A 26,341-nucleotide genomic window follows, 5' to 3' on the forward strand; every position below is an offset into this window, starting at 1 on the left:
TCGGCGTCCCGTCAGCGTCGCCAGAACAGCAGGTGGGTGACTCCGCTGGGGCTGGGCACCGACTCACTGTGGAAACGGTCGAGCAGTTCGTCCGGGCTGTCCCACAACCGCTCGCCCCGGTCGAGGTCGACGGGCGCGACGGCGATGTGCATCGTGTCGACCAGGTCGGCCTCGATGAACTCGCGGATGGTGGCGACCCCACCACCGAGGCGTACGTCCCGACCGTCGGCTGCCTGCTTCGCCTCGGCCAGGGCGTCGGCCGGGCTGACATCGCGGAAGTGAAACGTGGTGTCGGACAGGCTGAACGACGGGCGCACGTGGTGGGTGAGCACGAAGACCGGCGTGTGGAACGGCGGATTGCCGCCCCACCAACCCTGCCAGTCGTGGTTCTCCCAGGGGCCACGCTGGGGGCCGAACTTGTTGCGACCCATGATCTCCGCGCCGATGTTGCACTCGGCGTCGCGGGTCAGGTAGTCGTCCAGGCCGCGAGTGCCGCCCGGCTCGGTGCGATACACGAAGCTGGCGGTGGCGGCCCGCCAGGAGAACAGCGGGGTGGGGTCCGCGTGACCGAAGGGCCGTTCCAGGCTCTGCCCCACGCCGGTGCCGAACCCGTCCCGCGACACGTTGAAGCACTGCACCCGCAGTAGTTGTGGCATGGCTTTCTCCTCTCAGGTTTACCGGGTGGATTCAGTTCGTGGTCACCGTCGGGCCACCGCCGCTGCCCCGGTCGTCGAGCACGAGCGGGGCCCGACCGCGCACCGCGTACCGGATGTGGGTGACCTGCGGTGTGTGGATGAACCGGGTCGGCGTCAGCTCGATCGCCTCCCTCTCGCCGAGGTCGAGGTCCGCGTCGAACAGCCGGAGACCGGTGCCGAGCACGACGGGTACGACGTGCAGCTCCAACTCGTCGAGGAGGCCGGCCTTGAGCACCTGCCGCACCAGGCTGCCTCCCCCGGCGACAGCGACGTCCTTGCCGCCGGCTGCGGCGCGCGCCTGCTCGACGGCGCTGGCCACGCCATCGGTGACGAAGGTGAAGCTGGTGCCTCCTCCCCGCAGCAACGGCTGGCGGGGGCGGTGGGTGACGACGAAGACCGGCGCGCGAAACGGCGGCTCGTCGCCCCACGGCACCTCACCGCCGTCGGCCATCCGGCGTCCCATCACGTACGCGCCGGCGGCCCCGAACGACTCGGCGATGACCTCGGAGTTGGCGTCCTGCTCACCACCGGCGAAGCCCTGTCGTTCGCGCCACGCCGACGCCTCGGTCGCCCAGCGGGTGACCCGGAAGAACGCGGCGCTCTCCGCCGAGTCCATCCAGTTGCCGTGCCCGTCGAACCGTGGGCCGGCGTAGAAGCCGTCCACCGACACCGACAGCTGTGCGGTCACCTTCGTCATCTCGTGTGGATCCTCTCCTTGGTCACACCCCGGAGGGGGCGTTGCTCGCCAAGGGGTCGGAGCCGATCGGGGTCGCCCTACCGGACCATGGTGTGACGCGCGTCACTTCCGCATCGATATCTGGATTCAGCCCCTGGGCTGCCTGTTCTGGCGAGGTGCCGAGGGCCACTCGGACGCGACTAGGCTGGCGATCATGCGGATTGGCATCGTGATTTTGCCGGACCAGCGTTGGGCGGAGTCGCAGCAGCGCTGGCGGCAGGTCGACGAGTGGGGCTTCGACCACGCCTGGACGTACGACCACCTGGGCTGGCGGGACCTCGTCGACGGCCCGTGGTTCGACTCGATGGGCACGCTGACCGCCGCCGCCACGGTGACCTCCCGCATCCGGCTGGGCACCCTCGTCGCGTCGCCGAACTTCCGGCACCCGGCCGCGTTCACCCGGCAGATCACCACGGTGGACGACGTCTCCGCCGGTCGGCTGCTGCTCGGCCTGGGCGCGGGCGGCATCGGTTTCGACTCGGCGGTGCTGGGCGGCGAGACGCTGCCGCCGCGCCAGCGGGTGGACCGGTTCGCCGAGTTCGTCGAACTGCTGGATCTGATCCTGCGCGAGGACGGCACCACCTGGCGTGGTGACTGGTTCGCCGCGGTGGACGCCCGCAACAACCCCGGCTGCGTGCAGCAACCCCGGGTGCCGTTCGTGGTAGCCGCCAACGGGCCACGGTCGATGCGGCTGGTGGCCCGCTTCGGCCAGGGCTGGGTGACCACCGGCACCGGTGACGACAACGACCTGGCCGGCTGGTGGGACAGCGTGACCGCGCTGTCCGCGCGGATGGACCGGACGTTGGACGAGGCCGGCCGCGACCCGGCCACTCTGGACCGCTATCTCTCCCTGGACGCCGCACCTGTCTTCTCGCTCAGCAGCGCGCAGTTCTTCGCCGATCAGGTCGGCCGGGCCGCCGACCTGGGCTTCACCGACGTGGTGACGCACTGGCCGCGGGCCAGCAGCTGGTACGCCGGCGACGAGGCCGTCCTGGTGGACGTGGCGACCCGACTGCTCCCGGAACTGCGCGGCTGAGCTGCCGGCGTCAGGTGCCCAGGTCGCCGCTGGCCACGCCGCCCTCGCCGCCGGAGACCAGCCGTAGGCGGAGGCAGACGATCGGGGTGTCGCCGTCGACCGGGGTGCCGAGCCGCGCCCAGTAGGACGAGTGACCAGCCCGCCACTCCTCGATCGAGCGGTCCCCCTCGCCCTCGGCGCGGGCGAAGTCCCACGGCACGTCCGCGAAGCGGACCACCTCGACTCCGGTGATCTCCACGACACCGGCCAGCGCGTCGTCGTCGTCGACCAGGGCCAGCCGTTCCCCGACCTGCTCCAACTCCTCGCCCTCCTCCGCGTAGTAGGCGAGCCGCCCGGCCGTCGCGGTCTTCACTCCGGCGAGTACGAGGGTGTTGAGGGTCGCCCGCAGCTCACCTGGGGTGCCGAGGGCGAGGGTGCGCAGTCCACCGATCCGAGGCCACATCCTGCCGAGGCTAGGCCAGCGCGACCCACACCGCCGCCGCAATACGCCGTCACGCTGGCAGATCCGCCGCGTTGAGCAGGCCGGTGATCCGCAGATCGGCCGCGACCTCCGGTGGGCAGTCGACCGCCACCACGGCGGTGCCCAGCACCTCTGCGCCGCGCGCCGCGCAGATGTCGTACAGAGCGTGGAGTTGAGCGCCGGTACGCACCCAGTCGTCCACCACCAGGACCCGGTCGCCGGGGCCGAGGTGCCGGTCGCGTACGGCCAGGTCGACCCGCCGCCCCCGATAGTCCGGTGGACTCTGCGCCCAGGTGAGCGGGCCGGCCGGCAATCGCCCGTCGCCGGGTTTGTGGGCGGCCACGAAGCCGACCCCGAGGGCGGTCGCGGCCAACGGACCGAGCAGCAACCCGGTGACCGCCGGGGCGAGCACCACCGTCGGTCGGGCGGCCCGGTACGGCGCGACCAGGGCCGGTCCCAGCTCGGCCAGCACCGCCGGGTCCCGCCACCAGCCGGAGATGTCGCTGACCAGGTGACTGGTGTCCGGTCCGGGGTCGATCCACCGAAACAGGGTGGCCAGGCGTTCGGTCAGCTCAGCGGGCATCCGCTCATCCTGCGGCACCGGTGGTCGGCGTGTCGCCACCCGGGCCGGCCGGCCCACCCGGGGTCGGATGATCGGCTACACGTACCAGTGCAAATACGGGCATACCACAATGATCACGTTGACGTCGGAAGTGCTTCTCTCGTTACGGTCCGACCCGGTTTGTTCAGACGACGAAAGGACCGGGCCGGTGGCAGCCAAGCACTCCCGTACCCGCATCTTCTCCTCTCCGGCGGGCATCGTGGCCACCGCGGCGGTCGGCGTCGCCCTCGCGGTCGGGGGCACGTTCGGTGCCGTTCAGCTGACCTCCGGCTCCGCCCAGTCGGGGCAGACGGCCCTCGACCTCACCCCGACCACGGCCGCGAGCAGCCTCACCCCCAGTTCCCCGGCCGTCTCCCCGTCTGCCAGCGCCTCGCCGAGCGTGTCCGCCAGTCCGTCGGCCATCCGGTCGCAGCAGGCCGCCTCCCGGGGCAAGACCCGTACCGCCCCGCCGAAGCCGAAGCCGACCGCGAAGAAGACCACGGCCGCCCCGAAGGTGCTGGAGAGCGGCTCGTGTGGCGCCTCGTTCTACTCCGACGGGCAGCTCACCGCCAACGGTGAGTCGTTCAACCCGGGCGCGCTGACCGCCGCGCACAAGACGCTGCCGTTCAACACCAAGGTCCGGGTGACCAACCCGGCCAACGGCAAGTCGGTCGTGGTGCGGATCAACGACCGCGGCCCGTTCATCGACGGCCGCTGCCTCGACCTCTCCCGGGCCGCGTTCGCCAGCATCGCCTCGGTCGACGTGGGCGCGCTCACCGTCCGCTACGAGGTGCTCGGCTGACCGGGTCGGGTCGCGCCGATTCGGACGCTCGACCGGGCCGGCCGGACAGAACCTTCCTGGACGACGGGTCAGGTTCATTCACTGGTTCACTTCGATCAGGCAAACTGTCAGTCGTACCCACGCGACTCCTCCAGTCGGGCCGTCGCCCGCTGAGCCCCGGATCCCGCGCCGGCCTCGGCGCGGCCCTTGTCCTGCTCGCGATCGTGTCGGCAGCGGAGGCGGCGGACGGCCGTTTCGCGCACTACGTCGCGCTGTTGTCGGCCGTACCGTTGCTGGCCGCAGCCCTGGCGTCCTGGCCGGTGGTGCTGGGGGTGGGGGTCGTGGCGACCCTGACCGGGGCCGGCTTCGCCCTGGCCGAGCCGGAGGCGTCGCTGATCACTCCGGTCAACGTTGTCACGGTCGCGGTCGCCACCGGACTGGCGGTGGTGATGGCGTCGCTTCGGCAACGGCAGACGGAGCAGATCGTCGAGCTGACCAAGCTCGCCTCGGTGGCCCAGCAGGCGGTGCTGCGTCCGCTCGGGCCGCAGGTCGGCACGCTCTCGGTCGCGGGCCGCTACATCTCCTCCACCGCCACGGCCGAGATCGGTGGCGACCTGTACGAGGCGATCGACACGCCCTACGGCGTACGCATGATCATTGGTGACGTGCGCGGCAAGGGCCTGGACGCCGTTCGGCTGGCCAGCATCGTTCTCGGCTCCTACCGACACGTGGCGTACGAGCGGGCCGACCTGCGTGCCGTCGTCGCCGACCTGGACCGCGCGGTGGCCCGCAACGTCGGCGACGAGGACTTCGTGACCGCGGCACTTGTCGAGGAGCGCGGCGGCACGCTCACCATCGTCAACTGTGGCCACCCGTCGCCGCTGCTGCTGCGCCGGGGCGCGGTGATCCCGCTGGAGCCGCCGGCGCCGGCGCCGCCGCTCGGCTTCATGCCGGTGGTCCGCCCCCGGGTCGAGCGCCTGGAGCCGGGCGACCGGCTGCTGCTGTTCACCGACGGCCTCGGCGAGGCGCGGCGCGACGGCGAGTTCTTCCCCACCGCCGACCGCGCCTGGCGACTGCTCGGCCACGGCACGGTCGCCGACGGGCTGGCCTCGCTGGAGACCGCCCTGATCGAGTGGGTCCACGGCCGGCTCGACGACGACATCGCCCTGGTCCTGATGGAGTACGTCGGTGCCCGGACCGGCGCGGCGGCGGCCGTCCCGAGCTGGGAGGTCGGTGCCACCGAGAGCTGATCGGGCTCTGTTACGGGCTTGTGTGTAATCGCCGTCACTTGGGTGATCCGCTTGTCGCTGCCTACCCGCGAGTAATACAGTCGGGGTTACTGATCGGTAACACCTGTCCGGAAGCGGGGCCAGTGAGCATGACCCACTACAAGAGCAACCTGCGGGACCTCGAGTTCAACCTGTTCGAGGTCTTCGGTGCCGACCGGTCGTTCGGCCAGGAGCCATACTCGGACCTCGACGCCGACACCGCCCGCAGCTTCCTCGCCGAGCTGGACCGCCTCGCGCGCGAGGACCTGGCCGCCAGCTACACCGACAGTGACCGCAACCCGCCGGTGTTCGACCCGGCCACGCACACCGCGCCGCTGCCGGCGTCGTTCAAGAAGTCCTACCAGGCATTCATGGACTCCGAGTTCTGGCGGCTCGACCTCCCACCGGCGCTGGGCGGCACCAACGCGCCGCGCGCCCTCTGGTGGGCCCTCGCCGAGCTGGTGCTCGGCTCGAACGCCCCCATCTGGATGTACGCCTCCGGCCCGTCCTTCGCGCACGTGCTGCACGTCGAGGGCACCGAGCGGCAGAAGACGTGGGCCAAGCTCTTCATCGACAAGCAGTGGGGCTCCACCATGGTGCTCACCGAGCCGGACGCCGGCTCGGATGTCGGCGCCGGCCGCGCCCGTGCCACCCAGCAGCCGGACGGCTCGTGGCACATCGAGGGCGTGAAGCGCTTCATCACCTCGGGCGAGCACGACCTGAGCGACAACATCGTGCACTACGTGCTGGCCCGCCCGGTGGGTGTGGAGGGCGTCGGCGGCCCGGGCACCAAGGGTTTGTCGCTCTTCGTGGTGCCGAAGTTCCACTTCGACGAGACCACCGGTGAGCTGGGCGAGCGCAACGGCGTCTACACCACCAACGTCGAGCACAAGATGGGCCTGAAGGTCTCCAACACCTGCGAGCTGACCTTCGGCGAGCACGGCGTACCGGCCAAGGGCTGGCTGCTCGGCGACAAGCACGACGGCATCCGGCAGATGTTCATGATCATCGAGTACGCCCGGATGCTGGTCGGCACCAAGGCCATCGCCACCCTCTCCACCGGCTACCTCAACGCCCTGGAGTACGCGAAGAGCCGGGTGCAGGGCGCCGACCTGATCCAGCAGGCGGACAAGACCGCCCCGCGGGTCACCATCACCCACCACCCGGACGTGCGCCGCTCGCTGCTGCTGCAGAAGTCGTACGCCGAGGGTCTTCGTGCCCTTGTTCTCTACACCGCCACCTGGCAGGACAAGGTCGCGATCGCCGAGGCTGCCGGCGACGAGAAGGCCACCAAGCTGGCCAAGCGGGTCAACGACCTGCTGTTGCCGCTGGTCAAGGGCGTCGGTTCGGAGCGGGCGTACGAGATGCTCGGCCACGAGGCCCTGCAGACCTTCGGCGGCTCCGGGTTCCTTCAGGACTACCCGCTGGAGCAGTACGTCCGGGACGCGAAGATCGACACCCTGTACGAGGGCACCACCGCCATCCAGAGCCTGGACCTGATCTTCCGCAAGATCGTCCGGGACAACGGCAAGGCGCTGATGGCGGTCGCCGGTGAGATCCAGGAGTTCATCTCCTCCGAGGCCGGCAACGGTCAGCTCAAGGAGGAGCGGCAGGCGCTCGGCAAGGCGCTGACCGAGATCCAGAACATCCTCGGTGTGCTGACCGGCTGGCTGGGCGAGGCGCAGGGCGGTGACACCCAGGCGCTCTACAAGGTCGGGCTGAGCAGCCGCCGGTTCCTGCTCGCGACCGGCGACCTGATCGTCGGCTGGCTGCTCCAGAGGCAGGCCGACGTGGCGTTGAAGGCGCTGGCCGGCGAGGTCTCCGCCAGCGACAAGGCGTTCTACACCGGCAAGGTGGCCGCCGCCCGCTTCTTCGCCCGCGAGGTGCTGCCCCGCATCGGCGCCGACCGGCGGATCATCGAGGGCGCCGACCTCGACATCATGGACCTCCCGGAGGAGGCCTTCTAGCCGGCACGCCTGACGATCCCGGGTCGCGTCGCAGCACGCGGCACCGACATCGACGGCCGGTGGGGCATCTGCCCCGCCGGCCGTCGCCGCGTCCGGGAGTGGGTGGGTGGCCCCCTCCCCGGGCTGCCGGCCACCCGCAACGTGGTGCCGGCCACGCCGGCCACGCTTCCCCTCCCCGGACCGCCGGTTCCCGCCCATGACACCCGCTTGCGACTCCTTTGCTCTGCACCCGCGGAGGCACCAGCTACGGACCGTGAGTGTCGCCTCCGCGGGTGCAGAGCAAAGGATGGCGGACAGGTGGGCCAGCCCCGCACGGCGCCGAGGGCGGGCAGGTATTCGGCAAGGCTGGCCGGGTATGCCGGCGGCGTGGCGGGTAACCGTCGCGTGACCTCGAAAGGGAACGCCCAGAGCCACCGCACGGGGGAGTGCAGCGCACATGGGTGTAGGAAGCGGCATTTTTCTCATCGCGATCGGCGCGATCCTGACCTTCGCACTGAGGGCCAACGTCTGGTGGATCGACGTGCGGGCGGTCGGCTGGGTGTTCATCCTGGCCGGGCTGGCCGTACTGCTGACCACTGTCTGGTTCTGGCAGGACCGCCGCAAGCGGGCCCGGACCCTCATCGTGGAGGAGAACCGGCTCTCCCATCCGACGGCGATGATGCCGCCGCCGCCAGACCCACCGCCACCAACCGCGCCGCCGTCCTGAGCCGGCACGTGCCCCTGGGCCACCCGTCGTGATCGACGGGTGGCTCAGTCGCGTGCGGTGTGCCGTGCCGTGATCGGCGCACCCGCCCGAGCCAACTCCGCCCAGGCGAACCGGCCACGGTGCACCGCCACCTCGGCGGTCCGCAGACCGTCATCTGGCGCACCCTCCGGGTCGAGGAGGGCCGAGAGCAGCGAGATGCCCGGATTGTGGGCGATCACCAGCGCCGTGCGGGCCGCCGGGTCGACCGTGCGGACCAGCGCCAACAACTCCTCGGGATGCGCGTCGTACGCGCCGGGCTCGTAACGAACCGTCGGGCGAGGACCGGTCGGGCCGCCCTCCGGCGGCGTACCGGTCATCCCCATCGCCACCCCGTGCCAGGTCTGCCGGGTGCGTCTGGCCGTCGAGCAGATCACCACGTCGGGCAGCAACCCGTGGTGCGCCAGCCAGGCGCCAGCCGCTGCCGAATCCGCCTCCCCGCGGGCGCTGAGTGGGCGCTGGGCATCGTCTGCCGCGTCGTCGCCCTGCTCGGCCTTCGCGTGCCGCAGCAACACCAGTGTCCGCATCTCGGGGTCGGTGTCCGTCATGCCCTCAGCTTGCCCGATTGGCGATCTCCGTGCCGGGGTAAGTCAATGGATGCCGCACCCCCACCGACGGCCGCGGCGCGTCGTACGCCAGGTTAGAGCCGAGGAGCGAGACATGGGCATTGGTGGCAGCATCTTCTTGATCGCGTTGGGCGCGATCCTCGCATTCGCCGTGGAAGCCGACCTGGGCTGGCTGGACCTGTCCGTGGTCGGCTGGGTGCTGATGTTGGCCGGTGTGGCCGGCCTGATCACGACCCTCTACTTCTGGAACAGCCGCCGCCGCCCGGTGGTCGCCGCGCCGGTCCGCGAGCAGCGCGTGGTGGCGGACCGGGTCGTGCCGGTCCAGGACGACCAGGTTGTGCAGGAGTACCGCGAGGTGCGTCGACCAGGCCGTCCGGTCTGACCCTCGCCCGCGAACTCCGGGGCCCCGCAGCGTGGCGGGGCCCCGGCTCGCGTGCTGGCCCGGCGGCGACCCGCCCAAGCTCAGGCGAGCAGCGCGAAGTAGATCGCGATGTGGTGGCAGAGCGCCGCCAGCAGCGTGCAGGCGTGGAAGAACTCGTGGTGACCGAAGACTGTCGGCCACGGATTGGGCCGGCGCAGCGCGTAGAAGACCGCTCCCGCGCTGTAGATGGCGCCACCGGCGATCAGCAGCACCAGCGCCGCGACGCCGCCGCCGTGCAGGATCTCCGGCAGCATGGCCACCGCCACCCAGCCCAGCGCCAGGTAGAGCGGCGCGGACACCCAGCGCGGCACGTGCGGCCAGACCACCTTGAGGGCCACGCCGGCCAGTGCGCCACCCCAGACCAGGGCCAGCATCACGGTGGCCGGCCGAGCCGCGAGCAGCAGCAGGCAGAGCGGTGTGTACGTCCCGGCGATGAACACGAAGATCATCGAGTGGTCCATCCGGCGCATCACCTGGTAGCCGCGCTCTGACCACACGCGACGGTGGTAGAGCGCGCTCGTGCCGAAGAGCCCGCACACCGTGAGGCTGTAGATCAGGCAGCCGACCAGGGGCGCCCATCCCGGACGGGTGGCGGCGATCGAGCAGAGCACGACGCCGCAGACCAGGGCGACGAAGAAGGCGTACGTGTGGAGCCAGCCGCGCATTCGGGGCTTACCGATGTCGACCGGCTTCAGGCGCAGCGGGGCGGAGGTGCTCACGCAGTCAGGCTACGGCACCGTAGGTTACTTGTAAGTAGTGGCGTTGGTGACACCTGGCACCGTCATCGTGAACTCCGTATCGGCACGACATCGGCGAGGATGAACGGATGCGGATCCGACCCGTCGGGGCGCACGCCCTGCTCCTCGACTGCACCGCCCCCGCCGACGTGCCCGAAGCCGCGCTTGTCGAAGCCTGGCGGGCCGAGTTGTGGCGGCGTCGCGAGCAGGGCGAACTGCTCGCCGTCGAGATCGTGCCAGCGGCCAGCACCGTCCTGCTCGACGGCCTGCCCGACCCGGCCGTCACGACCAAGCAGCTCACCCAGTGGGCGCCCGAGGTCGCGAACGCCACCCCCGCCCGTCCCAGCGCCGCCGCCGCCGACCGTGCCGCCGACCGCCCCGCCGCCGTAGACGAACGCGCCCTAGACGACCACGGCGTAGACGACCACGGCGACAACGCGGAGGTGGTCGTTCTGGTCGAGTTCGACGGGCCGGACCTGCCGGCGGTGGCCGAGCACTGGGGCGTGACCGTGCCAGCCGTGCTGCGTCGGTTGACAGGCACCCGGTTCCGGGTCGCGTTCTGCGGTTTCGCCCCCGGGTTTCCCTACCTGACCGGGCTGCCCGCCGAGTTGGCGCTGCCCCGGCTGGCCACTCCTCGCCCCCGGGTGCCGGCCGGGTCGGTCGCGCTGGCCGGACCGTACGCCGGCATCTACCCGAGCGCATCTCCCGGCGGCTGGTTGCTGGTCGGCCGGACCGAGTTGGTCCTGTTCGACGTGTCCGCCGATCCGCCGGCCCGGCTCGGCCCGGGCACCCTGGTCCGGATGGCGGCGGCGTGACCCGCTCGGCCGCTGTCGAGGTGCTCCGCGCCGGCGCGTTGACGACCGTGCAGGATCTGGGGCGGCCCGGCTGGGCGCACCTGGGCGTACCCCGGTCCGGTGCCCTCGACCCGGCGGCTCTGCGCTTGGCCAACCGGCTGGTCGGCAATCCGGAGCACGCCGCCGGCCTGGAGATCACCCTGTCCGGCTGCACACTGCGGCTGACCCGGGCCACCACGGTGGCGGTCACCGGCGCCGAGGTGCCGGTCCAGGTGGGCGACCGGCCCGGTGACGTTGGGCGTCCACTCAGCGTGCCGGCGGGGACGGTGTTGCGGATCGGTCCCGCCCGACGGGGCGTACGGAGTTGGTTGGCGGTGGCGGGCGGCGTCGACGTGTCGCCGGTGCTCGGCAGTCGGGCCACCGACACGCTGTCCGGGCTCGGCCCGCCTGCGCTGCGCGACGGCGATCTGCTGCCGCTCGGTGAGCCGTGCGGTGCACCCGCTCCGGTGGACCTGACCGTCTGCCCCTCGCCCCCGCCGGAGTTGCACCTAGTGCTGCGCCTTGGCCCGCGCGAGGACTGGTTCACGCCGGCCGCGTTCGACCGGCTGTTCGGCACCGCGTACACCGTCAGCCCGGTGAGCAACCGGGTCGGCGCGCGGCTCGCCGGCGCGCCGCTGCCCCGCGCGGTGGCCGGCGAACTGCCCAGCGAGGGCATCGTGCTCGGCGCGGTGCAGGTGCCGGCGGACGGACAACCCCTGATCTTCCTCGCCGATCATCCGACCACTGGCGGATACCCCGTCATCGGGGTGGTCACCGACGTGACCCCGCTCGCGCAGGCCCGGCCAGGGACTACCGTCAGATTCCATGGACCTCAACGCTGACCTGGGCGAGGGATTCGGCATCTGGCGACTCGGCGACGACGAGGCGCTGCTGAGCCTCGTCACCTCCGCCAACGTCGCCTGCGGTTTCCACGGCGGTGACCCGTCCACCATGCGACGGGTCTGCGAGGGCGCCGCGCGGCGCGGGGTCGCCGTGGGCGCGCAGGTCGGCTACCGGGACCTGGCCGGCTTCGGCCGGCGGCACATCGCGTACGACTTCGCCGAGCTACGCGACGAGGTGACCTACCAGTTGGGGGCACTGGACGCGTTCTGCCGGTTGTTTGGCACCCGGGTGCGCTACCTCAAGCCCCACGGCGCGCTCTACCACGCGGCCAGCACCGACGAATCCCAGGCGGCAGCGGTGGTCGCCGCGGTCAGTGGCTACGACCCCGAGCTGCCCATCCTCTGCCTACCCGGCTCGACGCTCGCCCAACTCGCCGTCGGCGCGGGTCTGCCGGTGGTCGCGGAGGCCTTCGCCGACCGTGCCTACCTGCCCAACGGGGCACTGGTGCCGCGCGGCACCCCCGGCGCGGTGATCACCGACCCGGAGCAGGTGGCCGAACGGGCCGCGCGGATGGCCACCGAACGCAGCGTGGTGGCTGTCGACGGCACCGTCATCCCCTGCTCGGTCGACTCGATCTGCGTCCACGGCGACACCCCGGGCGCGGTCTCCGCCGCCGAGCTGGTCCGCGCCAGCCTGATCGACGCCGACATCACCCTGGCCCCGTTCGCCTGAGATCGGAGGGGCCCACCGGGGCCCCTCCGATCACCTCAGGCGTCCAGGCCGCGCAGCACCAGCGGCAGTCGGGTCACGGCGCCGTCGACGACCCGCACCGGTACGCCCCAGTCCTGCCGGGTCAGGTGGCAGGCCGCGTGTTCGACGTCCGCGTCGCAGGTCGCCGCCTGGGCGGTCACCTGCAACACCCCGGCGGTGACCTCGGCGTTGAGCACCAGCCGACGGGACAGCTCGGTGCCCGTGCCGGCACCGTCGACCAGCAGCTCCGGCGGAGACGCGGAGACCACCAGCCGGGTCGACGGCCCGAACGTCTCGTCCAGCTTCTGCCCCGGCGCAGGGGTGAAGACGATGTCCAGGGTGACCTCACCGGCCGCCACATCGGTGGGCTTGCGCTCGGTGCGGTGCCGGGGCCCGTCGACAGTGCTGGCACCCGCCGCCGACAGGGCACCCGGGGCGAGCCGGGTCAGCCGGTGCGCGGCGGACTCCACCACCAGCACCTCACCGGCCGGGGTGAGCACCAGGTCGCTCGGCTCCGCCAACCCGTCGGCGACCGTGGAGACCTGGTTGGTGGCCGGGTCGAAGCGGCGAACCGCACCGTTGTACGTGTCCGCGATCAGCACCGAACCGTCCGGTAGCGCGCACACACCCAACGGGTGTTGCAGGAGTGCCGACTCCGCCGGACCGTCCACGTGCCCGAAGTCGAACAGGCCCTGCCCGACGGCGGTGCCCAGCACACCGTTCTCGACGTACCGGAGGGAGCTGGTCTCGCTGTCGGCGATCCAGAGCCGGGCGCCGTCGGTGGAGACGGACAGCCCCGACGGCTGCGCCATCCACGCCTCGGCCAGCGGGCCGTCCCGCAGCGCCTCGACTGTGGTGCCGGCGTACATGCCGGCGGTCCGCTTGATCGGGTCGAACCACCAGAGCTGGTGGATGCCGGCCATCGCGATGATCAGCTTGTCGTCGTACCAGGCCAGGTCCCACGGGGAGGAGAGATCCACGGCGAGCGCGTCGTGGGCGTGGTCGTCGACCTCGGCGCGCCACTGCCGGCCGCTGCCGGCCACGGTGACCACCTCGCCGGACTCCAGCCGTACGCCGCGCAGCAGGTGGTTGACCGTGTCGGCCACCACCAGGTCGTAGCCGGCCACCTCGGCGACGTGCGTGGGCAGCAGGCACACCCCCTGCGGCTCGGAGAACGTCGCCTCGGCACCCGACCCGTCGGCCCGGCCCCGCTCGCCCGAGCCGATCCGGCGTACCGGCGTCTCGCCGTCCGGGGCCACCTCGACCAGGGAGTGCCGGGCCGAGTCCGAGACCAGCAGGTTTCCGGTCGGCAGCAGCACCGCCTTGCCGGGGAAGCGCAGCGCCGTCTCCGGTGCCGGCGGCGGAACGTACGGGCCGTCACCCCGGTGCAGGGTGCCCTTGGCCTCGTGGGTGGCGATCAGCTCGTCGACCAGGCGGGCCAGCCCTTCGGCATGACCCTCGCCCGCCATGGTGGCCACCACGTAACCCTCCGGGTCGATCACCGACAGGGTCGGCCAGGCCCGGGCCGCGTACTGCTGCCACATGTCCATCTCGGGATCGTCGAGTACGGGGTGGTGCACCCCGTACCGCTCGACGGCGGCGACGAGCGCGTCAGCGTCCTTCTCGTGCTCGAACTTCGGCGAGTGCACGCCGATCACGACGAGCACGTCGCCGTACTTCTCCTCCAGCGGGCGCAACTCGTCGAGCACGTGCAGACAGTTGATACAGCAGAACGTCCAAAAATCCGCGATCACGATCTTGCCGCGAAGGTCCTGCAAGGTCAGATTCCGTCCGCCCGTGTTGAGCCACTGGCGGCCCCGCAGTTCGGGCGCACGTACGCGCGCTGTCGTTCCCATGCCTCTCAGCCTGCCACGCGTCCTGCCCCCCGCCGCCGTGACCCGGACGACAGGCCGCCGAGACGCTTTCCGGACCGGTTGCGGGGAGCCGTCGCGTGCGAACCTCAGGCGGTCGACGGGGCTAACGGGCCTCGGCCCACCCGACGAAGCGGGGCGTCAGGTCGGGAAGCACGGTGCCCGGGTTGAGTCTGGCCAGGTCGGCAGCCGCCTCCTCCTGGACCTTCGTCAGGTGCACCAACAGCCCTGGCCGATCGTTGCGGTACTCGCCGAGGAGGCGCAACTTCGCGGCCGAGCAGGGCCAGAGGATGCCGCAGGCAGGGCAGCGCCAGGAGGGCCTGATCGGGAGGTGGTCCTCAAGTCTCACCATCAGCCGACCCTCACTGGGGCGCGTCGAATCGGACGACGGGGCTCGCTGGCGGTGCGTGCGGCCTGCGCTAGGACCTGCACCCCACCGCGCATCACGAACAGCTCTCGCCGGGCCACCGCGTCACCGGCGGCGTCCAGCTCGTAGGCCTCGATCCAGACCCACCCTTCGTAGGTGTATCGCTCGGGGAACTCGCGGATCACCCGCACATTGATCGGGCGAAGGAACTGCACGCTCGCCGCGGTGGTCAGTCGGACCAAGTCGCCGGCCTTCATCTCCCCCATCATCTCGACACCCACCGACTGGCCGGGACGCGGTTGCGCCGCTCCACCGGCGGGACCGGGACCAGCCCGACCGGAACGATGGTTCGTGGCGGCCAGGCCATCAGCGGCTTTCCCAGCCTGGGATTCGGCTGGGGTCTCGGGTCGTCCGGCACAGTCTCCTCCTACTGCCGCTGGAAGGGGCCGCTCCCGTGAGTGCTCGCCCACCGGGAGCGACCCCGCTTGCGAACACGACCGCCGAGTTCGCTATCCACCGGCCGCGCCATCTATGCCCAACGTGCCATCATTGCGACGACAACATCACCGCGTGTCACTATGGTGTCCAGATGTCTACTGTGCCGGGAGGTGTCGTGGTGAATGGCGCGCTGAGAGTGGCGTTACAGAAGTCTGGTCTCACAACAGAATCGCTGGCTGAACGCATCGGCGTGGACCCCAAGACCACCGACCGCTGGCTGCGCGAGGGGCGTATCCCGCACCAGGCACATCGGACCGCTGCCGCCGGGGCACTCGGGTGTGCAGTGTCAGACATATGGCCGGACACAAAGCGCCGATACCGTGACCTCGTATGGTTTCGGCCGTGGGAAGCGCTCGAACGCGAGGCGCACTCGTTGCGCTCCTACCAACCGCTCGTCCTGCCCGGCCTGCTCCAGACGGAGCGATACGCGCGGGCACTGTTCAGCTCCGCTGGACAGCACACCCCGGACGACGTGGAGCGGCTGGTGGCCGCTCGGATGGCCCGTCAATCGGTGCTCGCGGGGAACGGCCCGCCATGGCTAACGGCAGTCATAGACGAGGGGGTGCTGCGGCGCTCGGTAGGTGGACCCGAGGTGATGCGAGAGCAGTTGGAGTCGCTTGCCGAAACCGAGCACTTGCCTCACGTCCGCGTGCACGTGGTGCCCTCTTCCGCAGGGGCGTACGCTGGGCTGTCGGGACCGTTTGTCATCGCTAGCAGCGCCGATAACCGAACCGCGGGCTACCTCGACACCCAACTTCACGGCCAGGTGGCGTCCGAGCCGGCGGATCTGGTCCTCCTCATGGCAGCATGCGAGAACGTTCGCGGTGCGGCACTATCTCATGGGCAGTCGATCACACTCATAAGGGAAGTGGCGGAAACATGGACCTGACCGACGCGCGGTGGCGCAAGAGCACCCGCAGCAGCGCCAACGGCGGCGACTGTGTTGAGGTTGCCGACAATCTTCCAGGTGTCGTCGCGGTGCGCGACTCGAAGGACCCGTCTGGTCCGGCGCTGACCTTCCCCCCGGCCGCGTGGGTCGCGTTCGTCGGCCAGGTCGCCGAGCGGTCGTAACCGACTCCAGGCGCACGAGAGCGCCCGTCCCGGATGCCGGGGCGGCGCTTCATCGTGTGTGGGCGACGCGCGGAACTGCGCGTTCGGTAGTCGCCGTCGCGGCGGGTCGGATATCTAGACGACCGGGGCCGCAGGGCACATCACTAAGAATGACGCTGCTCCGTTGTGGGCAGTGTGGGATACCGTGAGGTCAGTTTCGCTCTCGCGAGACCGGACCATCGAAGTGATGAGAGCGCGAGCATGGATGACCTGACCAGCGCCCCGCAGTGGCGCACGAGCACCCGCAGCAGCTCGAACGGTGGAGCGTGCGTGGAGGTCGCCGACAACCTCCCCGGCGTCGTGCTCGTTCGCGACACCAAGGACCGCGACGGCGGAACGTTGACCTTCGGCCCCGCGGCGTGGCAGGGCTTCGTCAGCTTCGCGAAGGCCCACAGCCCCATCGCCTGACAGCATCGCAAAGAGGGCCCTGACATTCGCGTCGGGGCCTCTTTGCGTCTCGCGTAGGAGTCGCCTCACGCGTTTGAAGCGGCTCCTGTAAGTAGGTGAGCGAGCGGCTGGTCGCCTGAGCGGCCTCAGCGGCGGTGAGCGCCGGGTTAGCGGTGACCTGCGCGTGAGTGCCGCTGGGCGGCGTCTCGGCAGGGGGCAAGGGCGATCCATCGGCCCAGGTGGGTGGGCCCGAAAACCAAACCCCGGGCTATCTCGACACCCAACTTCACGGCCAGGTGGCGTCCGAACCGGCGGATCTGGTCTTTCTCATGGCAGCATGGGAGAACGTTCGCGGTGCGGCACTATCTCATGGGCAGTCGATCACACTCATAAGGGAAGTGGCGGAAACATGGAGCTGACCGACACACAGTGGCGCAAGTCGTCTTACTCGTCGTCTAACGGGGGCTCGTGCGTAGAGGTCGCCGACAACCTGGCGGGCGTAGTCCTCGTGCGCGACACCAAAGACCGCGACGGCGGAACGTTGACCTTCGACCCCGCCGCGTGGCAGGGCTTCGTCGGCTTCGCGAAGGCACACGGCCCCGTCGCCTGACAGCATCGACAGAGAGGCCTCCGACGATTCGCGTCGGGGGCCTTTCTGCGTCTCGCTAAGCGCGGAACGGCCCGATCAACAACACAAGCATTTTGGCCGTCGCTTGCGTCTGGTCCTACTCGTGGCCGGGCGACGACCCAATCCAGGAAGGCGACATTCTTTTCGCCAATCGCAACAACCAGTTCTTCTACCTTGCGCCCTCAGGCTGCGCTCAGCAGTATGAGTTGCAAGGGGTGGCAACTCACGAGTTTGGTCACGTGTTCGGGCTTGGTCACGTCTCGGAAAGCTCGTACCCGGCCATGACTATGAGCACCAACGCAACGATCTGTTTCTACCATGACAGTTCTCTCGGACTCGGTGATTACAATGGCCTGCGGAGCGTCTACGGGCCCTGGAGATAGGGTGGTCAGATGGTAATCAAAGCTCTTCGCTCGACCTTTGCGATAGCGCTGTTGTCCATCGCTCTGACCGCCTGTCCGTCAAGCGGCAACAGCAGCGAGGTCTGTGTATCGCCCAGCCCAGGAGTTTCGCCGCCGCCATGCCATGACATGCCGACCGCTGTCGTCGATCAACCCTGAGGTGCCGGTGGCTTCTGGACCAATAGCAACTCGAGCACTAGCCAAATAGGATGCCGTTCCGGGCTCAAAGCGTTACACCCGACCGTCCTGACCAGCGCTGAAGTTGCCATTTCGCTGGACGCTATGGCGAGGGCACGCTGCCGGGGTTTAGACCCCCGGCGCTAACGTAGTAGAATCACCACGAACGCTCTGGGCGCCCTCGGGCCACCAGAGTTCTGGCTCCTAACTTTGGATGGCGCTTACCGACTTCGGTGGGCGCCATTCCGGTTTCCCGGCCCCTTTCCAGCACGTCCGACGTGGAGACGGGCCGCCAGCGCCCTACGCTGTCCCGGGCGCCCAGCGATCCAGGGCGCTGACCCTCGTTTCCGAAGTGGGCACGCCGCGCGTGCCTGACGCCACCGCACCGCCCCGTAGGATTCCGCTCATGAGTTGCTTCGCCGCTTGGCGTACCCGCCGCTGAGGGTCGGCTCGCCGCCGTTCCGGCTGCTTGCTGGCCATCTGATGCCCGGTTTGTTGGCTTTCAGAACCTCAGCTTGAGAGGCACACTCAGATGCGTATCCGTTCGTTTCTTCAGCATGACCTGGCCCGGCTCACCGAACTGACCATCGAGGCGTTCGGGCCGTTCTACGAAGACTCCTTCCGCCCGCTCGTGGGCGACGTCGTTTTCACCAACCAGCACGGCAGGTGGCGCGACGACTACGTCAAGCAGGTCGCCGGGCTCCACGACCCCGCCGAGCACCGGTACGTCGCGGTCGCTGAGATCGACGGCGTCATCGCCGGCTACGTGGCCTGGGCGGTAGAGCCTGAGCGCCAAAATGGCAGCGTCACGATCGTCGCCGTGTCCGCGCAGCACCGCCGGCTCGGCGCGGGCACCGTGCTGTGCGAGCACGCGTTCGCCGCGATGCGGGACCTCGGCGCCGAGGTCGTGACGATCGGCACGGGCGGCGACGGTTTCCATGCGCCCGCCCGAGCCCTTTACGAAACGCTGGGTTGCACGCCCCTGCCGGTCACCGTCTACTACCGGGAACTCTGATCCAGTGACGCGCTACTCGTGCCCGGAGCTGCGCGTTCGGTAGTCGCCGTCGCGGCGGATACGACGACGGCGGGGCCACGGTTGCCCGTGACCCCGCCGTCGGTCGAGTTACTTCCCGGCGGGCTTGAGGCAGAGCACCCGGTTGGCGCCGCTACCCGGCAGCACCACGTGCGGCTGCGTCGTGTCGGTGCACTTCTCCTTCGCGTCCACCCTGGAGACGATGGAGAAGGAGCCCGCCTCGCCACAGGTTGCCGCCGAGGCACCACCCTGACCGGACTGCTTCACGCAGCTGCCGACCGCCGGGTCGAACGGCGCTGGGTCGTCCTTGCCGACCTTGCCGAGGAGCAGCAGCAGGCCGAGCGGCACCGCCAGGATGAGCACGGCGGCGATCAGTACCGCGGCCAGCACCCGGCCGTTGCGTACCTTCGGTGTCGGTAGCTCCGCCTTCGGGCTGTCGGTGGCGTCCGGCTTGAACGAGTCGAACCGGCCCTGATCCGACTGGCCAGGCTCCTGGCCCCAGGCCGGCAGGGGCTGCTGCGGTGGCGGGAAGGCCGGCGGGAAACTGCCGCCCGGCACCGACTCGGTCGCCGGCCCGCCGAAGCCTGGCCCGTCGGAGCCCGGCCCGCCGAAGTTCGGCGCGCCGTAGGTCGACGGGCCGCCGACCGTGGCGCTGCCGGCGGCTGGTGGCCCGCCGAACTGGTCGGCTGGCCGCTCGGCACCGCCGTGCGGCCGGGTGCCGTTCACCGGCCGGTTGTTGCCCGGTGTGTCGACGAAGGACGGCACACCCGGAGGGAACGCCGGAGGCGGCGGCGGGGCCGCACCGAAGGCGTTCGGTGCGGGCTGCCGGTCGTCGAAGCGCGGCTCGGCGGGGGGCTCTCCGCCCCAGCCGGGGCCGAGCTGCCGCGGCGGCTCGTTCTGCCAGTCCGGTGCGCCCTGCCGCGGCGGGTCGTTCTGCCAATCTGGGGCGGCCTGCCGCGGGGAGTCGCTCTGCCAGTCCGGTGCGCTCTGCCGCTGCGGGTCGTTCTGCCAGTCCGGTGGGCCCTGGCGTTGGGAGTCGTTCTGCCAATCCGGTGCACCCTGGCGATCGGCACCCGGGTCGGCCTGGAACGCCTCCGGCTCCGGCTCGTTGTCGGGCTCGGGTCGCGCCGGCCGGCCGTACACCCGGGGTTGGGGTGTGGCCGTGCCGGTCGGACGGATGGCCTGGTCGGTCGGGGGCATCACTCGGCTGGCCAGCGGCACCGAAGCGCTTGCCGTGGCCTTGGCCGCCGCGCCGGCTGCCGACTCGGCGTCCGCCACCGGCCCCACCGCGCGGCCCGCTCCGGCCTCCGGCGAGGTACGCGGTGCGGGCACCACCGCGCCACTCGCGTGAGCGTCCCCGGCGCGGCCCCAACCGGCCGGGTCCGCCTCGTACTGCGCGGCGACGTCCGGTGTCTCCCGCTCGGGGTACGCGGGCTGCTCGGGGATCGGTGCGAACTGGGCCTGGGGCACGTAGTCGGCCGGCGGTGCAGCCGCCAGGCTGGCGCCGGGCACGCGCTGCTCCTGAGGAGGCAGCGGCACCGCGTTCGCCGGTGAGATGCCCGGCGCGGGACCGGGTTGGTAGGCCGGTGCCTCGTCGCCCCGGTCCGCCTCCCAGCCACCACGGGCCTGGGCGGAGGCTTCCGCTTCGGCGCGACCCCACACCTCGCCGGGTGCCCACGGCTCGACCTCGGCCGCACCATCCCTGCCGGGCGCACTGGCACGGGAGGGAAGGCCGCTCTGCTGCGCCGGCGCGGGCTGATCCTGTGGCGACAGCACCCAGTCGGGCTGCTGCGGACGGCTCTCGGCCTCGCCCCAGGCGGCCGGCTGCGCGGGCTGGTCCTGCCGTGCGTCGCCGTTATCCCACTCGGCGGGCTGCGCCTGCTGCTGGGCGGCCCAGCCACCGGAGCGGGCCGGGTCGTCCGACCCGGGCCAGTTCGTCGCCGGGGCCGGCACCTGGGCCGCGCCACGGGCCGCGTTGGGTTGGGCCGCCTGCCCCCACGCGGGGGCGGACTGCTTGGCCGGCTCGGCGGGCTGGCCCCAGGCCGGCGGCGACTGCTCGGCAGGCGTCCACCCGGGCTGGTCGTCGCGTCCCGCCGCGCTGGCGGGCCAGCCGTCGCTGCCGGACGCCTCGTCCTGCTGGGCGCCGCCGGACCAGTTGGCGGCCTGCGGCGACTCGGGCTGCTGCGACTCGGCTCCGCGCCACTCAGCGGTAGGCGGGTTGGCCTGCGCCGCGCCACCCCAGCCGCCGGCGTTGGCCGGGTCCTGCTGGGCGGGCCAGGCAGCGGTGGCCGGAGGCACCTGTGCGGCGCCCCGGGCGGACGGCTGGGCCCAGTCGGGCTGGTCGGTGGCGTTCGGGGTCCAGGTGGGTGCGGGCGCACTCTGCTCAGCCGGCGTCCAGCCCTGCTGTGGCTGCGCGGCCCAGGCTGGCTGCGCCGGAGCCGGTGTGCTGTCGCCGCCAGGCCAGGTGCCGGGCTGCTGCTGCGGCGGCTCACTCGCGCCACCGCCGGCCGCCCACGCCGGCTGCGCCGGCTCGTTGGACTGCGGAGCAGCGGCACCCCAGGCGGGCTGCGCCGGCTCGTTGGACTGCGGGGCGGCGGTGCCCCAGGCGGGCTGCGCCGGGTCGTTGTGCTGCGGAGCAGCGGCGGCACCCCAGGCGGGGGCCGGTGGTTGCTCGGACTGGGTGGCCCATGCCGGCGTCGACGCGTCGGACCGCGCCGGTGGCGGGGGCGCCCAGCCCAGGTCTGGGCCGGTGGCGTTGTGGCCGTTGTCCGGCTGCGCCGGGCGGTCGCCGTACGGCGCCGGTCCGCCGGCGCCCGGTGACACCTCGTCCGGCTCTTGGCCGGTGCGGTGCGGGCCCTCGGACGTCATGGGTGCGCCTCCTCCATCACATGTCGGCTCGCCGGTGCCGATCGGTCTCCTCGGCATGGCTGCCGGCGTCACCGGCGTACCGCTGTGCCGGCTCCCCGCACGGTATCGGGTGGTGGCACGGCACGTCCAAGGAGCACCGGTCGTCACTCCCCGTATCCGGTCGGTGTCGAGCAGTTTCGGTTGGCTCGGCCTCTGTCGGGTCGGCGGGCGGCGACCGAAGCCCACCGTACCGGGCGCTGCGGCAGGGCGGAATCCCGGTGGCGGGTGGCCGGGAACGCCGATGGCCCACCCGGCGGGCCGGGTGGGCCATCGATCTGGAGGAGGTGAGGAAAGTCGTGGAGCGTCAGCTCATGTGACGCTGGGCGATGACGAGGATTTCCTCGCGAACTGCCGGCGAGTTCGCCGAGCGCAGCGCGTGCTCGATGGCACGGGCGCGGCGGGTGGCGTCGCGGTGGTTGCGGATTCGCTCGATCATGCTCATTGGTGGGTCCCCCTAGCTATTCGGTTGTCAGCCCCTGATGTGTCTATTCAACCGCAGAACCCCGGGAACTTCCATCGATTATTAGGTGAGCTGGGACACCCGCCTAACAATCGAAGGTCAACAGGCCGTCTGGCCGACGCTTCCGTTGCCGAAACGACACGGCCGGTGTGCCGGGTGTTAACCCGTGGCACACCGGCCGTGGCTGGCGTCTCGAACGATCAGGTCCAGGCGAGCAGCGCCGCCTCCGGGTCCGCGAGGAAGTCGCCGATGTCGCGCAGGAACTTCGAACCCAGCTCACCGTCGATGATCCGGTGGTCGAAGCTCAGCCCCAGGGTGGTGACCTGGCGGACCTTGACCTTGCCCTTGTGCACCCAGGGCATCTCCCGTACCGCGCCGAAGGCCAGGATCGCGGACTCACCCGGCGGCAGGATCGGAGTGCCCGTGTCCACCCCGAACACGCCGACGTTGGTGATGGTCAGGGTGCCGCCGGACATGGCCGCCGGCGAGGTGCGCCCGGACTTCGCCGTCTGCACCAGGTCGGTCAGCGAGTCCGCCAACTCCCGCAACGAGAGTCGGCCGGCGTCCTTGATGTTCGGCACGATCAGGCCCCGCTCGGTGGCCGCCGCGATGCCGAGGTTGACGTACTCCTTCACCACGATCTCGTCGCCGGCCCACGTCGAGTTGACCATCGGGTGACGCCGCACCGCCAGCAGCACCGCCTTCGCCACCAGCAGCAGCGGCGAGACCCGTACGTCGCGCCACTCCCGCCGGCCGCGCAGCCGGTCCAGTGCCTTCATCGCCCGGGTCACGTCGACGGTCAGGAACTCCGTCACGTGCGGGGCGGTGAACGCCGAGCGGGACATGTTCTCGGCGGTGAGCTTGCGGACCCCCTTGACCGGGATGCGCTGCTCCCGGTCCGCGCCGAAGCTGGCGGCCGTCGTCACCGCGAGTGGCTCCGCCACCGCGACGGCGCCGTTCACCGCCCGGTGTACGTCCTCCCGGGTGATCGAGCCCAGCGGCCCCGACCCGGTAACCGTGCCGAGATCGACCCCAAGATCCTTGGCAAGCTTCCGCACCGGCGGCTTAGCCAACACCGCCCCGCCGTTCACCCCGCCGCGTCGATCATGGACCTGTGGTGCCGGAATCGTGGAGGTCGCGGCTGGTTTGTCACCCCCCACAACTCCATGATCGACCCCAGCGGGGGCGGCGGGCTGGGCGGGGACGGGGGCGTTCTTGCGGGGGCGGCGCTTTGCGGCCGTGGTTCGCGGGCCGTAGCCGACGAGCACCGCCGTCCGACCGCCCGGGGCGACGCCGCCGATCAGGCCCGGCTCCACCATGCCCTCGGCCGGGGCCAGCTCCACCGCCGCCAGCGAGGCCGCCGACGGGGTGGGCAGGTCGCCGCTCGGCGTGGCAGTGGTCGACGGCGCCTCCAGCGGACCGGCACCCGGGTCGGTGTCGATCGCGATGATCGGCGTACCGACCTCGACAGTCGTGCCCTCCGGGTGATGGATCGCCTGCACCTGCCCGGCCCACTTCGCCGGGATCTCCACCGCCGCCTTGGCCGTCTCGACCTCGACGATCGGTTGGTTCAGTTCGATCGTGTCGCCGACCTTGACCAGCCAGGCCAGGATCTCGCCCTCGGTCAGCCCTTCGCCCAGGTCGGGCAGGTTGAACGTCTTGATCCGGGACATGGCGCTCACCAGCCGAAGGTGCGGTCGACGGCGTCGAGCACCCGGTCGAGATCGGGCAGGTATTCCTCTTCCACGCGGGCGGCCGGGTAGGGGGTGTCGAAGCCGGTCACCCGCAGCACCGGCGACTCCAGGGAGTAGAAGCACTCCTCGGTGATCCGGGCGGCCAACTCGGCGCCGAGGCCGAGGTTCGACGGCGCCTCGTGCACCACGATCGCACGGCCGGTGCGCCTCACCGACTCGTACGCCGCCGCCAGGTCCAGCGGGGAGAGCGAACGCAGGTCGATGACCTCCAGCTCCCGGCCGTCCTCCGCGGCGGCGGTCGCCGCGTCCAGGCACGTCCGCACCATCGGCCCGTAGGCCAAAACCGTCACGTCCGTGCCGGGCCGCACCACGCGGGCCGAGTGCAGGGGGTACGCCTCGGACAGCGGCGCGTCCAGGTCGACCTGCCCCTTCTCCCAGTAGCGCCGCTTGGGCTCCAGGAAGACGATCGGGTCGTCCGAGGCGACGGCCTGCTGGATCATCACGTACGCGTCCTGCGGGTTGGAGCAGGTCACCACCTTCAGGCCGGCCGTGTGCGCGAAGTACGCCTCGGGCGACTCGGAGTGGTGCTCGACCGCGCCGATGCCGCCGCCGTACGGGATGCGGATCACCATCGGGATGTTGAGCTTGCCGCCGGAGCGGTAGTGCATCTTCGCCACCTGCGACACGATCTGGTCGTACGCGGGGTAGACGAAGCCGTCGAACTGGATCTCGCAGATCGGCCGGTAGCCACGGATGGCGAGACCGACAGCGGTGCCGATGATGCCGGACTCGGCCAGCGGGGTGTCGATCACCCGCTGGTCGCCGAAGTCCTTCTGGAGCCCGTCGGTGATCCGGAAGACGCCGCCGAGCTTGCCGACGTCCTCGCCCATGATGATGACCTTGGAATCGTTCTCCAGGGCGCGGCGCAGGCCGGTGTTGAGGGCCTTGCCGATGGTGAGCGTCTCCGTGGCCATCAGTGGGCGCTCCCCTCGAAGGACTCCATGTAGCGGCTGAACTGCGCGCGTTGCTCGTCGAGCAGCGGGGAACCGTTCGGGTAGACGTGGTCGAACATCGTCACCGGCTCCGGGTTGGGCATGTCGAGCACCCGCTCGCGCAGGTGCACCGACTCGCGGCGGGCCTGCTCGTCGACGTCGGCGAAGAAGGCCGCGTCGGCGATCTGCTGCTTCTCCAGGAACGCCTTGACCCGGGTGATGGGGTCCTTGGCCTGCCACGCCTCGACCTCGCTGGCGATGCGGTAGCGGGTCGGGTCGTCGGAGGTGGTGTGCGCGCCCATCCGGTAGGTGTACGCCTCGATCAGGCTGGGGCCCTGCCCGTGGCGGGCGTTGTCCAGCGCCGTGCGGGTGACCGCGTACGAGGCCAGCACGTCGTTGCCGTCCACCCGTACGCCGGGGAAGCCGAAGCCGGCGGCCCGCTGGTAGAGCGGCACGCGGGTCTGCCGCTCCAGGGGCTCGGAGATCGCGTACTGGTTGTTCTGGCAGAAGAAGACAAGCGGAGCGTTGAACACGCTCGCCCAGACGAACGCCTCGTTCACGTCGCCCTGGCTGGTGGCCCCGTCGCCGAAGTAGGCGATCGCGGCCTCGCCGTCGTCGGTACCGGTCTTGCCGTCCATGGTGATGCCCATGGCGTAGCCGGTCGCGTGCAGGGTCTGCGCGCCGATGACGATCGTGTACATGTTGAACTTGAACTCGTTCGGGTCCCACCCGCCCTGGTCGACACCGCGGAACAGACCGAGCGGCATGATCGGGTCGATGCCCCGGCAGTAGAGGACGCCGTGCTCCCGGTAGGTCGGGAAGGCCATGTCCTGCGTCCGCAGCGCCCGCCCCGATCCGACCTGCGCGGCCTCCTGGCCGAGCAGGCTGGCCCAGAGGCCCAGCTCGCCCTGGCGCTGGAGCGCGGTCGCCTCGGCGTCCAGCTTGCGGACCAGCACCAGATCGCGGTAGAGGCCGCGGTACTCCTCGTCGGTGAAGTCGACGCGGTATTCGGTGCCGTCCGGCCCGGTGACGCTGTCGATCCGCTCGCCGTCGGGGGTGAGCAGCTGCACCAGCTCGGGATCGCCGGCCGTGCCCTTCTTGGAGCGGGGTGCCGCCCGCCTGCCGCGGGTGGTGCCCCCGGGGTCGCCCTTTGCCATCGGTCTCTCCCTGTCGTGTCTGCGTCGGCACCGGGGGTAACCCGGCTACGCAACTCGTGCGCCTGTCCGGCTTCTGCCGGACCGGTTCCTGGCGGCCGCGCCTAGCCCCGGTGGGGGTTGCCGCACGGCGTGAGCCGGGTTCTGGCCGAACCCGGATCGGGAGCGCCGGCGCCGGGCCGCGCCTGCCGCGAGGGTGCGCGGAGGTCACGGCTGCGTTGCCGTC

At 71.0% G+C, this 26,341-nt stretch carries 29 protein-coding genes and 1 pseudogene; 16 read left to right on the plus strand and 14 right to left on the minus strand.

Annotated features, from left to right (window positions below; all coding sequences use genetic code 11):
- Positions 1 to 11: 11 nt before the first annotated feature.
- Both AB0B57_RS07625 and AB0B57_RS07630 read right to left on the minus strand, forming a co-directional pair.
- Positions 12 to 656, minus strand: coding sequence for a dihydrofolate reductase family protein (locus AB0B57_RS07625; RefSeq protein WP_357066419.1), 645 nt, complete (start codon positions 654 to 656; stop codon positions 12 to 14).
- Positions 657 to 687: 31 nt separating this feature from the next.
- Positions 688 to 1,392: a dihydrofolate reductase family protein gene (locus AB0B57_RS07630; protein ID WP_357066421.1), complete on the minus strand. Its 705-nt coding sequence runs from the start codon at positions 1,390 to 1,392 to the stop codon at positions 688 to 690.
- A gap of 193 nt (positions 1,393 to 1,585) precedes the next feature.
- Between AB0B57_RS07630 and AB0B57_RS07635 the strand changes: the two genes are divergently transcribed.
- On the plus strand, positions 1,586 to 2,467 hold the full coding sequence (locus AB0B57_RS07635) for an LLM class flavin-dependent oxidoreductase (protein WP_357066423.1): 882 nt from the start codon (positions 1,586 to 1,588) through the stop codon (positions 2,465 to 2,467).
- 10 nt (positions 2,468 to 2,477) lie between these two features.
- Here AB0B57_RS07635 and AB0B57_RS07640 read toward each other — a convergent pair whose 3' ends face one another.
- Positions 2,478 to 2,909, minus strand: coding sequence for an ASCH domain-containing protein (locus AB0B57_RS07640; protein ID WP_357066425.1), 432 nt, complete (start codon positions 2,907 to 2,909; stop codon positions 2,478 to 2,480).
- 49 nt (positions 2,910 to 2,958) lie between these two features.
- Positions 2,959 to 3,510 (minus strand): phosphoribosyltransferase family protein, encoded by a 552-nt coding sequence (locus tag AB0B57_RS07645; protein ID WP_357066427.1) that lies wholly within the window; start codon positions 3,508 to 3,510, stop codon positions 2,959 to 2,961.
- Positions 3,511 to 3,697: 187 nt separating this feature from the next.
- Between AB0B57_RS07645 and AB0B57_RS07650 the strand changes: the two genes are divergently transcribed.
- The 4 genes from AB0B57_RS07650 (at position 3,698) to AB0B57_RS07665 (ending at position 8,250) form a co-directional block, all read left to right on the plus strand.
- Positions 3,698 to 4,330, plus strand: coding sequence for a septal ring lytic transglycosylase RlpA family protein (locus AB0B57_RS07650; RefSeq protein WP_357066429.1), 633 nt, complete (start codon positions 3,698 to 3,700; stop codon positions 4,328 to 4,330).
- A 104-nt stretch (positions 4,331 to 4,434) separates the two neighbouring features.
- A complete protein-coding gene (locus AB0B57_RS07655) occupies positions 4,435 to 5,559 on the plus strand; it encodes a PP2C family protein-serine/threonine phosphatase (RefSeq protein ID WP_357066557.1) in 1,125 nt (374 codons plus the stop codon).
- Positions 5,560 to 5,687: 128 nt separating this feature from the next.
- Positions 5,688 to 7,544 carry an acyl-CoA dehydrogenase gene (locus AB0B57_RS07660; protein WP_357066559.1) on the plus strand — a complete coding sequence of 619 codons (1,857 nt, stop codon included), beginning with the start codon at positions 5,688 to 5,690 and terminating at the stop codon, positions 7,542 to 7,544.
- Between the two features lie 436 nt (positions 7,545 to 7,980).
- On the plus strand, positions 7,981 to 8,250 hold the full coding sequence (locus AB0B57_RS07665) for a DUF6458 family protein (protein ID WP_030487564.1): 270 nt from the start codon (positions 7,981 to 7,983) through the stop codon (positions 8,248 to 8,250).
- Between the two features lie 44 nt (positions 8,251 to 8,294).
- Here the strand turns inward: AB0B57_RS07665 and AB0B57_RS07670 are convergent, their stop codons facing one another.
- Complete coding sequence (locus tag AB0B57_RS07670) at positions 8,295 to 8,834, minus strand: histidine phosphatase family protein (protein ID WP_357066431.1); 540 nt, start codon at positions 8,832 to 8,834, stop codon at positions 8,295 to 8,297.
- Positions 8,835 to 8,946: 112 nt separating this feature from the next.
- Here AB0B57_RS07670 and AB0B57_RS07675 point away from each other — a divergent pair, with 112 nt between their 5' ends.
- Positions 8,947 to 9,234, plus strand: a complete 288-nt coding sequence (locus AB0B57_RS07675) for a DUF6458 family protein (RefSeq protein WP_357066433.1) — start codon at positions 8,947 to 8,949, stop codon at positions 9,232 to 9,234.
- An 80-nt stretch (positions 9,235 to 9,314) separates the two neighbouring features.
- Here the strand turns inward: AB0B57_RS07675 and AB0B57_RS07680 are convergent, their stop codons facing one another.
- Entirely contained in the window at positions 9,315 to 9,992 is a 678-nt protein-coding gene (locus AB0B57_RS07680; RefSeq protein ID WP_357066436.1) for a hemolysin III family protein, read from the minus strand.
- Between the two features lie 107 nt (positions 9,993 to 10,099).
- Between AB0B57_RS07680 and AB0B57_RS07685 the strand changes: the two genes are divergently transcribed.
- From AB0B57_RS07685 to AB0B57_RS07695, 3 genes are read left to right on the plus strand one after another with little or no spacing between them, the layout of a single operon-like run.
- Positions 10,100 to 10,825 (plus strand): allophanate hydrolase subunit 1, encoded by a 726-nt coding sequence (locus tag AB0B57_RS07685; RefSeq protein WP_357066438.1) that lies wholly within the window; start codon positions 10,100 to 10,102, stop codon positions 10,823 to 10,825.
- The gene (locus AB0B57_RS07690) at positions 10,822 to 11,685 is read left to right on the plus strand and encodes a biotin-dependent carboxyltransferase family protein (RefSeq protein WP_357066440.1); all 864 of its coding nucleotides are present in this window, start codon (positions 10,822 to 10,824) and stop codon (positions 11,683 to 11,685) included. Before AB0B57_RS07685 ends, AB0B57_RS07690 begins: the two co-directional genes overlap by 4 nt.
- Complete coding sequence (locus AB0B57_RS07695; protein WP_357066442.1) at positions 11,669 to 12,418, plus strand: 5-oxoprolinase subunit PxpA; 750 nt, start codon at positions 11,669 to 11,671, stop codon at positions 12,416 to 12,418. The genes AB0B57_RS07690 and AB0B57_RS07695 overlap by 17 nt, the downstream gene beginning before the upstream one ends.
- Before the next feature lie 35 nt (positions 12,419 to 12,453).
- Here AB0B57_RS07695 and AB0B57_RS07700 read toward each other — a convergent pair whose 3' ends face one another.
- The 3 genes from AB0B57_RS07700 to AB0B57_RS07710 all read right to left on the minus strand — a co-directional run bounded on the left by AB0B57_RS07700 (position 12,454) and on the right by AB0B57_RS07710 (position 14,931).
- Positions 12,454 to 14,292 carry an NHL domain-containing thioredoxin family protein gene (locus AB0B57_RS07700; protein ID WP_357066444.1) on the minus strand — a complete coding sequence of 613 codons (1,839 nt, stop codon included), beginning with the start codon at positions 14,290 to 14,292 and terminating at the stop codon, positions 12,454 to 12,456.
- Between the two features lie 121 nt (positions 14,293 to 14,413).
- On the minus strand, positions 14,414 to 14,659 hold the full coding sequence (locus tag AB0B57_RS07705; protein ID WP_357066446.1) for a flavin reductase: 246 nt from the start codon (positions 14,657 to 14,659) through the stop codon (positions 14,414 to 14,416).
- On the minus strand, positions 14,659 to 14,931 hold the full coding sequence (locus tag AB0B57_RS07710; RefSeq protein WP_357066448.1) for a hypothetical protein: 273 nt from the start codon (positions 14,929 to 14,931) through the stop codon (positions 14,659 to 14,661). Before AB0B57_RS07710 ends, AB0B57_RS07705 begins: the two co-directional genes overlap by 1 nt.
- 359 nt (positions 14,932 to 15,290) lie before the next feature.
- Between AB0B57_RS07710 and AB0B57_RS07715 the strand changes: the two genes are divergently transcribed.
- The 7 genes and pseudogenes from AB0B57_RS07715 to AB0B57_RS07745 all read left to right on the plus strand — a co-directional run bounded on the left by AB0B57_RS07715 (position 15,291) and on the right by AB0B57_RS07745 (position 18,890).
- Positions 15,291 to 16,061: a helix-turn-helix transcriptional regulator gene (locus AB0B57_RS07715; protein ID WP_357066561.1), complete on the plus strand. Its 771-nt coding sequence runs from the start codon at positions 15,291 to 15,293 to the stop codon at positions 16,059 to 16,061.
- Entirely contained in the window at positions 16,052 to 16,243 is a 192-nt protein-coding gene (locus tag AB0B57_RS07720; protein WP_357066450.1) for a DUF397 domain-containing protein, read from the plus strand. Before AB0B57_RS07715 ends, AB0B57_RS07720 begins: the two co-directional genes overlap by 10 nt.
- 90 nt (positions 16,244 to 16,333) lie before the next feature.
- Positions 16,334 to 16,496, plus strand: a pseudogene (locus AB0B57_RS07725) (XRE family transcriptional regulator); the annotation flags it as partial.
- Positions 16,493 to 16,690 (plus strand): DUF397 domain-containing protein, encoded by a 198-nt coding sequence (locus AB0B57_RS07730; RefSeq protein WP_357066563.1) that lies wholly within the window; start codon positions 16,493 to 16,495, stop codon positions 16,688 to 16,690. The pseudogene AB0B57_RS07725 and the gene AB0B57_RS07730, both read left to right, overlap by 4 nt.
- A gap of 394 nt (positions 16,691 to 17,084) precedes the next feature.
- Positions 17,085 to 17,279, plus strand: a complete 195-nt coding sequence (locus AB0B57_RS07735; protein ID WP_357066565.1) for a DUF397 domain-containing protein — start codon at positions 17,085 to 17,087, stop codon at positions 17,277 to 17,279.
- A 92-nt stretch (positions 17,280 to 17,371) separates the two neighbouring features.
- Positions 17,372 to 17,680, plus strand: coding sequence for a matrixin family metalloprotease (locus tag AB0B57_RS07740; protein WP_357066452.1), 309 nt, complete (start codon positions 17,372 to 17,374; stop codon positions 17,678 to 17,680).
- A gap of 727 nt (positions 17,681 to 18,407) precedes the next feature.
- Complete coding sequence (locus AB0B57_RS07745) at positions 18,408 to 18,890, plus strand: GNAT family N-acetyltransferase (RefSeq protein WP_357066454.1); 483 nt, start codon at positions 18,408 to 18,410, stop codon at positions 18,888 to 18,890.
- A gap of 108 nt (positions 18,891 to 18,998) precedes the next feature.
- Here the strand turns inward: AB0B57_RS07745 and AB0B57_RS07750 are convergent, their stop codons facing one another.
- The 5 genes from AB0B57_RS07750 to pdhA all read right to left on the minus strand — a co-directional run bounded on the left by AB0B57_RS07750 (position 18,999) and on the right by pdhA (position 26,118).
- On the minus strand, positions 18,999 to 21,776 hold the full coding sequence (locus tag AB0B57_RS07750) for a hypothetical protein (protein WP_357066456.1): 2,778 nt from the start codon (positions 21,774 to 21,776) through the stop codon (positions 18,999 to 19,001).
- Positions 21,777 to 22,119: 343 nt separating this feature from the next.
- Positions 22,120 to 22,257, minus strand: coding sequence for a hypothetical protein (locus tag AB0B57_RS07755; RefSeq protein WP_165435866.1), 138 nt, complete (start codon positions 22,255 to 22,257; stop codon positions 22,120 to 22,122).
- Between the two features lie 218 nt (positions 22,258 to 22,475).
- Positions 22,476 to 23,948, minus strand: a complete 1,473-nt coding sequence (locus tag AB0B57_RS07760; protein ID WP_357066568.1) for a dihydrolipoamide acetyltransferase family protein — start codon at positions 23,946 to 23,948, stop codon at positions 22,476 to 22,478.
- Between the two features lie 5 nt (positions 23,949 to 23,953).
- A complete protein-coding gene (locus AB0B57_RS07765) occupies positions 23,954 to 24,943 on the minus strand; it encodes an alpha-ketoacid dehydrogenase subunit beta (protein ID WP_357066458.1) in 990 nt (329 codons plus the stop codon).
- Positions 24,943 to 26,118 (minus strand): pyruvate dehydrogenase (acetyl-transferring) E1 component subunit alpha, encoded by a 1,176-nt coding sequence (gene pdhA, locus AB0B57_RS07770; RefSeq protein WP_357066460.1) that lies wholly within the window; start codon positions 26,116 to 26,118, stop codon positions 24,943 to 24,945. Before pdhA ends, AB0B57_RS07765 begins: the two co-directional genes overlap by 1 nt.
- Positions 26,119 to 26,341: the final 223 nt, after the last annotated feature.

The organism is Micromonospora sp. NPDC049101 (genome assembly GCF_040648675.1).
Classification (GTDB): Bacteria; Actinomycetota; Actinomycetes; order Mycobacteriales; family Micromonosporaceae; genus Micromonospora.

What these genes read in the sequence shown, in the direction of transcription:
- pdhA (WP_357066460.1), bottom strand. Translation starts at nt 26,118, where the DNA reads ATGGCAAAGGGCGACCCCGGGGGCACCACCCGCGGCAGGCGGGCGGCA.
- AB0B57_RS07660 (WP_357066559.1), top strand. Translation starts at nt 5,688, where the DNA reads ATGACCCACTACAAGAGCAACCTGCGGGACCTCGAGTTCAACCTGTTC.
- AB0B57_RS07710 (WP_357066448.1), bottom strand. Translation starts at nt 14,931, where the DNA reads ATGAAGGCCGGCGACTTGGTCCGACTGACCACCGCGGCGAGCGTGCAG.
- AB0B57_RS07645 (WP_357066427.1), bottom strand. Translation starts at nt 3,510, where the DNA reads ATGCCCGCTGAGCTGACCGAACGCCTGGCCACCCTGTTTCGGTGGATC.
- AB0B57_RS07685 (WP_357066438.1), top strand. Translation starts at nt 10,100, where the DNA reads ATGCGGATCCGACCCGTCGGGGCGCACGCCCTGCTCCTCGACTGCACC.
- AB0B57_RS07635 (WP_357066423.1), top strand. Translation starts at nt 1,586, where the DNA reads ATGCGGATTGGCATCGTGATTTTGCCGGACCAGCGTTGGGCGGAGTCG.
- AB0B57_RS07625 (WP_357066419.1), bottom strand. Translation starts at nt 656, where the DNA reads ATGCCACAACTACTGCGGGTGCAGTGCTTCAACGTGTCGCGGGACGGG.
- AB0B57_RS07700 (WP_357066444.1), bottom strand. Translation starts at nt 14,292, where the DNA reads ATGGGAACGACAGCGCGCGTACGTGCGCCCGAACTGCGGGGCCGCCAG.
- AB0B57_RS07745 (WP_357066454.1), top strand. Translation starts at nt 18,408, where the DNA reads ATGCGTATCCGTTCGTTTCTTCAGCATGACCTGGCCCGGCTCACCGAA.
- AB0B57_RS07705 (WP_357066446.1), bottom strand. Translation starts at nt 14,659, where the DNA reads ATGGTGAGACTTGAGGACCACCTCCCGATCAGGCCCTCCTGGCGCTGC.
- AB0B57_RS07675 (WP_357066433.1), top strand. Translation starts at nt 8,947, where the DNA reads ATGGGCATTGGTGGCAGCATCTTCTTGATCGCGTTGGGCGCGATCCTC.
- AB0B57_RS07630 (WP_357066421.1), bottom strand. Translation starts at nt 1,392, where the DNA reads ATGACGAAGGTGACCGCACAGCTGTCGGTGTCGGTGGACGGCTTCTAC.
- AB0B57_RS07720 (WP_357066450.1), top strand. Translation starts at nt 16,052, where the DNA reads ATGGACCTGACCGACGCGCGGTGGCGCAAGAGCACCCGCAGCAGCGCC.
- AB0B57_RS07665 (WP_030487564.1), top strand. Translation starts at nt 7,981, where the DNA reads ATGGGTGTAGGAAGCGGCATTTTTCTCATCGCGATCGGCGCGATCCTG.
- AB0B57_RS07750 (WP_357066456.1), bottom strand. Translation starts at nt 21,776, where the DNA reads ATGACGTCCGAGGGCCCGCACCGCACCGGCCAAGAGCCGGACGAGGTG.
- AB0B57_RS07755 (WP_165435866.1), bottom strand. Translation starts at nt 22,257, where the DNA reads ATGAGCATGATCGAGCGAATCCGCAACCACCGCGACGCCACCCGCCGC.
- AB0B57_RS07670 (WP_357066431.1), bottom strand. Translation starts at nt 8,834, where the DNA reads ATGACGGACACCGACCCCGAGATGCGGACACTGGTGTTGCTGCGGCAC.
- AB0B57_RS07760 (WP_357066568.1), bottom strand. Translation starts at nt 23,948, where the DNA reads ATGTCCCGGATCAAGACGTTCAACCTGCCCGACCTGGGCGAAGGGCTG.
- AB0B57_RS07695 (WP_357066442.1), top strand. Translation starts at nt 11,669, where the DNA reads ATGGACCTCAACGCTGACCTGGGCGAGGGATTCGGCATCTGGCGACTC.
- AB0B57_RS07765 (WP_357066458.1), bottom strand. Translation starts at nt 24,943, where the DNA reads ATGGCCACGGAGACGCTCACCATCGGCAAGGCCCTCAACACCGGCCTG.
- AB0B57_RS07640 (WP_357066425.1), bottom strand. Translation starts at nt 2,909, where the DNA reads ATGTGGCCTCGGATCGGTGGACTGCGCACCCTCGCCCTCGGCACCCCA.